General features: G+C 64.1%; 5 protein-coding genes. All 5 read right to left on the bottom strand.

Going from position 1 to position 4399, the window contains the following annotated elements; all coding sequences use genetic code 11:
• Positions 1–85 (bottom strand): glycosyltransferase (locus tag EOC93_RS34525; protein ID WP_206532297.1); only part of this gene is annotated, 85 nt, incomplete at its 3' end.
• Between the two features lies 1 nt (position 86).
• Positions 87–1238: a putative lipid II flippase FtsW gene (ftsW, locus tag EOC93_RS32685; protein ID WP_127206669.1), complete on the bottom strand. Its 1152-nt coding sequence runs from the start codon at positions 1236–1238 to the stop codon at positions 87–89.
• Positions 1238–2641, bottom strand: a complete 1404-nt coding sequence (murD, locus tag EOC93_RS32680; protein ID WP_127206668.1) for a UDP-N-acetylmuramoyl-L-alanine--D-glutamate ligase — start codon at positions 2639–2641, stop codon at positions 1238–1240. Before murD ends, ftsW begins: the two co-directional genes overlap by 1 nt.
• Positions 2642–2649: 8 nt before the next feature.
• The gene (gene mraY, locus EOC93_RS32675; protein WP_127206667.1) at positions 2650–3732 is read right to left on the bottom strand and encodes a phospho-N-acetylmuramoyl-pentapeptide-transferase; all 1083 of its coding nucleotides are present in this window, start codon (positions 3730–3732) and stop codon (positions 2650–2652) included.
• A 24-nt stretch (positions 3733–3756) separates the two neighbouring features.
• Positions 3757–4399, bottom strand: a 643-nt coding sequence (locus tag EOC93_RS32670) for a cyanophycin synthetase (RefSeq protein WP_281033176.1), incomplete at its 5' end; no start/stop codon positions are given.

The raw sequence follows: 4399 nt of genomic DNA, 5'->3' as shown, positions 1-4399 counted from the left end.
TGGTCAGCTCATGCGCCAGCGCCTCGGCCGGGAAGAGATGCCCGCCCGTGCCGCCGGCCGCCAGTAGGATAACGCCCCTCGACATTTCACTCCGCCGGCATGGCGCGCTGCGACGGTGCGAAGCCCAACTGCTTGCGCTTTTCCGGCCGCTTGCGCGTCAGCGCCAGCACCATGCCCATCGAGATTGCGATGGCGATCTGCGAGGAGCCGCCATAGGAGATGAACGGCAAGGTCATGCCCTTGGCCGGCATCAGCTGCAAATTGACGGCCATATTGATGACCGACTGCAGGCCGAAAACCGTGACCAGGCCGCCAACCGCATAGCGTGTGAAATCGTCCTGCTCCTTGAGCGCGGTGCTGAGCCCGCGCAGCACGATGAAGGCGAAGATGGTCATGATGAAGAAGCACATGATCAGCCCGAACTCCTCGCCGGCCACCGAGAAGACGAAATCGGCATGGCTGTCGGGTATGACCCGCTTGACGGTGCCCTCGCCCGGCCCGACGCCGAACCAGCCGCCGTTGATCAGCGCATCGCGGCCCATGTCGACTTGGAACGTGTCGCCTTCGCCGGTCATGAAGCGGTCGATGCGGCCGGCGACATGCGGGAATACCGTATAGGCGGCAAACACCCCGCTGATGCCGGCGGCGCCCAGCGCGATGATCCACAGCCATGGCAGTCCGGCCATGAAGAACATCACCCCCCAGGTGCCGAGCACCAGCATGGTCTGGCCGAAATCAGGCTGCGCCACCAGCAGCGAGATGACGAGGGCTAGCAGCAGCATGGCGAACAGATTGCCGGGAATGTCGGGCTGGCGCTTGTGTTCGGCAAACAGCCAGGCGCAGATGACGACGAACGCCGGCTTGAGGAATTCCGACGGCTGGATCGACAGGCCGGCAAGCGACACCCAGCGCCGCGCCCCCTTCACCTCGACGCCGATGTAGAGCACCGCCACCATCAGGAACAGCGTGGCGCACAGCATCACCAGCGCCATGCGTCTGATCTGCCGCGATTCCAGGAAGGAGACGGCCAGCATCACGCCAAGTGCGGGAATGGTGAAGATGATCTGACGTGTGGCGAAGTGGAAACTGTCGAGGCCGATGCGTTGGGCCACTGCCGGGCTTGCCGCGAAGGACAGCACGATACCGAGCCCCATCAGCGACAGGAACGCAGCTAGGAACCAGCGATCGATCGTCCACCACCAGGTGGCAACCGGGCTTTTGTCGAGACGACTTTGCATTACCGTGTCCCTCCGATGAGCTTCACGCCATCAATAGTGCTCGCAGCTTGCCTGAAGGCTTCGCCACGCACTTCGAAATTCTTGAACTGGTCGAAACTGGCGCAGGCCGGCGAAAGCAGCACCACCACCTCGCCGTTGTCATCATCCCTGGCCGCGTCGCTTGCGGCATGCTCGACTGCCGCGGCCAGCGTGCCTGAAATTTCGTAGGGCACCGCCTCGCCGAGCGTCGCCGAGAAGGCCGGTGCGGCCTCGCCAATCAGATAGGCCTTGGCGATGCGCGGAAAGAGGCCCCGCAACGGCTCGATGCCACCCTCCTTCGGCAACCCGCCGGCGATCCAGTAGATGCGCGGAAAGCTGGACAGCGCGGGCGCTGCCGCATCGGCATTGGTCGCCTTGGAATCGTTGATGAACAGCACATGGTCCTTGCGGCCGACCTGTTCCATGCGGTGCGCTAGCCCGGGAAAGCTTTCCAGCCCCGACTGGATCTCGCCCAGATCGAGCCCGACCTTGAGGCAGGCGGCGACGGCGGCCAGCGCATTCTGCGCATTGTGTTGGCCGCGCAACGAGCCAATGCCTTCGAGAAAGGCAACGCGGCTATACCGGCCATGCACCGCTTCCATCAGATCGGTGCCGTCGGCGAAATAGCCGTCGGTCAGTGGCAGGCGCTTGGAAATGCGGATGACGTGCCGGCCTGCCCGCTCCAGCCGGTCGGCGAGCTGGGCGCACCAGGAATCGTCGACACCGACAATCGCGGTTTCGCTGCCGGCCGCCAGCCGTTCCTTGATCGCGGCGTAGTGCTGCATCGTGCCATGACGGTCGAGATGATCGGGCGTCAGGTTGAGCAGGACGCCGGCGGTCGGATTGATCGAGGGCGCCAGGTCTATCTGGTAGGACGAGCATTCCACGACATAGTGCCGCCCGGGCTCCGGCGGATCGAGCGTCATCACCGCACGGCCGATATTGCCGCCCATCTGCGTGTCGCGTCCGGCCGATTTCAGGATATGCGCCGTCAGCGCCGTGGTCGTCGATTTGCCGTTGGTGCCGGTGATGGCGATGAACGGCGCTGCCGGCGCAAGCAACGTCCGCTCGCGGCAGAACAGCTCGATGTCGCCAATGATCTCGACGCCCGAAGCGCGCGCGAGCTCTACTGTCCAGTGCGGCTTCGGATGCGTCAGCGGCACGCCGGGCGACAGCACGAAGGCTGAGAATTTCGCCCAGTCGGCGCCGCGCAGGTCGCCGGTCGCAATACCGACGGCCGCGGCATTGGCGACGCTGCCGGGATTGTCGTCCCAGGCCAGCACGTCCGCTCCGCCCTCGATCAGCGCGCGCGCCGTGGCGATCCCCGAGCCGCCGAGCCCGAAGAGCGAAACGCGCTTGCCTGCGAAGGATACGGCGGGGATCACGCGGCCTCCTATCTAAGCTTCAGGGTCGACAGGCCGACCAGTGCCAGGATGACGGCGATGATCCAGAAGCGGATCACCACCTGGCTTTCGGTCCAGCCGAGCTTTTCGAAATGATGATGGATCGGTGCCATCAGGAACACGCGCTTGCCAGTCATCTTGAAGTAGCCGACCTGGATGATGACCGACAGGATCTCGACGACGAACAGGCCGCCGACGATGACCAGCACGATCTCGTGCTTGGTGGCAACCGCGACCGTGCCGATCAGGCCGCCCAGGGCCAGCGAGCCAGTATCGCCCATGAAGATCGCCGCCGGCGGTGCGTTGAACCACAGGAAGCCGAGGCCGGCGCCGATCACCGCGCCGAGGACCACCGCCAATTCGCCGGTGCCGGGCACGAAATGGATCTGCAGATATTCGGCGAACGCCGCGTTACCGGACAGATATGCGATGACGCCGAAGGACGCCGCCGCGATCATGATCGGCACGATCGCCAGCCCGTCGAGGCCATCGGTCAGGTTCACCGCATTGCCGGCGCCGACGATGACGAAGCACGAGAACGGGATGAAGAACCAGCCGAGATTGACGAGAAACTCCTTGGCGAAAGGAAAAGTCAGCGACGACGAGAACGGCGCCTGGCCGTTGTGCATGATCACCCAGGCGGCGATGCCGGCGATGACGAATTCAAGCGCCAGCCGCGCCTTGCCGGAAAAGCCGAGATGCGATTGCTTCGTCACCTTGAGATAATCGTCGTAGAAGCCGATCGAGCCGAACCCCAGGGTCACCAGCAGCACCACCCAGACATAGATGCTGGACAGGTTCGCCCATAAAAGCGACGAGCCGATGATGCCGCACAGGATCATCAGCCCGCCCATGGTCGGCGTGCCGGCTTTCTTGAAATGCGTCTGCGGCCCGTCGGCGCGGATCGGCTGGCCCTTGCCCTGCCGCAGCCTCAGCGAATTGATGATAGCTGGCCCGAAGATGAAGACGATCAGCGCCGCTGTGATCAGCGCGCCACCGGTGCGGAAAGTTATGTAGCGGAAGACGTTGAAGACCGAGATCTTGTCCGCGAATTCGACGAGCAGTGTGAACATGCGATTCGGCCCCCGGACCTGGCTCTAGGTCTGTTTGGTGGTTGCGGCTACAGCCGGAAATCTGCCGAGCAATGCGTCGACCAGCTTGGAAAACCCGATGCCTTTCGACGATTTGATCATCACCACGTCGCCAGGCTTCAGGGCCGACAGAAGCACCAGTTTCAGATCCTCGGCGCCGGCGCGATACTCCGTCTTGATCTCACCGGGCAGGATATCGGCCAGCGCCCGCATTTCCTGGCCGGCGAGAAAGACCGTGCGCGTTTCGGTGCCGACGATGAGATCGGCAAGGGCCGCGTGCAGCTTCGCCGAATGGTCGCCGAGCTCGAGCATGTCGCCGAGCACCGCGATGCGCCTGCCTTCGCCGGACACCGGCGTCGCGTTGAGCAGCGCCATTGCAGCGCTCATCGACGCCGGATTGGCGTTGTAGCTCTCGTCGATCAACGTGATCGAACCCCTGGGGTGGCGCAACACATGGCGCTTGCCGCGTCCACGTTCGGCCGAAAGATCGGCCAGCGCCAGCGCCACCCTGGCGATGTCGGCGCCGACCAGATGCGCGGCGCCCAGCACTGCCAGCACATTGTGCACCATGTGGCGGCCAGGCGCGCCTACCCTGGCGGTGATTTCCTGTCCACCGATCTTCGCGGCAATGACCGAATGATCGGCATGC

The organism is Mesorhizobium sp. M6A.T.Ce.TU.002.03.1.1 (genome assembly GCF_003997275.1).
GTDB lineage: Bacteria > Pseudomonadota > Alphaproteobacteria > Rhizobiales > Rhizobiaceae > Mesorhizobium > Mesorhizobium mediterraneum.
Note: the sequence above shows the minus strand (reverse complement) of the source record. Positions and strands in the feature narration are given on the sequence as shown.

Coding starts and splice junctions, on each gene's coding strand:
- ftsW (WP_127206669.1), bottom strand. CDS start 1,238: ATGCAAAGTCGTCTCGACAAAAGCCCGGTTGCCACCTGGTGGTGGACG.
- mraY (WP_127206667.1), bottom strand. CDS start 3,732: ATGTTCACACTGCTCGTCGAATTCGCGGACAAGATCTCGGTCTTCAAC.